Annotated in this window: 1 protein-coding gene; it reads left to right on the forward strand. The window is 31.7% G+C overall.

All coding sequences use genetic code 11. The annotated features are described in order from the left end of the window. Positions 1 to 67: 67 nt before the first annotated feature. On the forward strand, positions 68 to 1,485 hold a 1,418-nt coding region (locus AA81_RS07195; protein ID WP_103898670.1), incomplete at its 3' end, for a glycogen synthase.

Here is a 1,485-nt window from a genome sequence, read left to right on the forward strand (position 1 = left end):
AGATAAAGACAGGTAAAAAATAAAGGCCAACTGTAATAGAATTAATCATTAGGAGGCGATACATATTATGAAAATAGCTTACGTATCCTACGAAGTTTCTCCATTTGCTAAAGCTGGAGGCTTGGCAGACGTAGCTGGAGCCTTACCAAAATATATAAAAAATGCAGGAGAAGATATATACGTTGTGATGCCTTTTCATAAAAACATAGAAAATAATTTTAATACTTCTAAATTTCAGCTTGTAAAAACAGGTTTAATACCTGATTCTCATACACATAAGTCTCCTTTTAGTGTTTATAAAAGTTATTTAGAAGGTTCCTCTGTAGCAATTTATTTTATTAAAACGAACACCCTCTACGATTCAAAAAACATATATGATGAGGAAAATATCTTTTTGAAAACTTCGTATTTTTGTGACTCTGTTTTAAAAACTATAAAAGAATGTGAACCAGACACAAACGTTATCAACGTAAATGACTGGCATACTTCTCTTATACCTGTATATCTAAAAACCAATTATTTTCAAGACAATATTTTAAAAAAGATAGCCACAATATTAACTATTCACAACATAGGTTATCAAGGGCTTTTTAACCCTGAAGTACTAAATCAGGCTGGATTACCTAATTACCTCTTCAATATAAACGCCTTGGAATATTATGGAAAAGTAAATATATTGAAAGGTGGAATTTTGTTCAGTAATATAATAAATACAGTAAGTCCCACTTATGCAAAAGAAATACAGAGCGAAGAATACGGATATGGACTTGAAGGTATATTGAAGGTTCGATCTGAAGATTTGTTTGGTGTATTAAACGGCATTGACTACAGCATTTATGATCCTATAAAAGATCCTCACATTTTTTATCCCATTGAATCATACAAAGACAAATTAAAAAATAAAACAAGTTTGCAGGAATACTTAGGGCTCGTTAAGGATGAAAATATAACGCTAATCTCTTTTATTGGTAGGCTCTTTGAGCAAAAAGGAATCGATTTAATTTCAAAAATAATAGACCTTTTGTTACTCACTGATATTCAATTTGTGCTATTAGGAACAGGAGATAAAAAATACGAAGAATATTTTGCTACTTTGACAAAGATTTATCCTAAAAAAGTTTCCATCAACATAACCTTCGATGTAGATCTAGCCCAAAAAATATACGCTGGATCTGATATATTTTTAATGCCCTCTAAGTACGAACCATGCGGATTAGGCCAAATGTACTCGATGAGATACGGCACCGTTCCTGTTGTAAGATACACAGGGGGATTGAAGGATACGGTTTCGGAATACAACCCAAAAGATAAGAAAGGAACAGGATTCGGATTTTATGAATACCAAGAAGCGAATTTATTATACACTTTAATGAAAGCCGTATACTTTCACCAAAAAAAGAAAGATGACTGGACAAATATTTTTGAAAACTGTATGAAAGAAGACTTTTCTTACGAAAAAACCGCGAAGAAATACATCGAATTATA

The sequence above is a fragment of the Petrotoga halophila DSM 16923 genome (assembly GCF_002924615.1).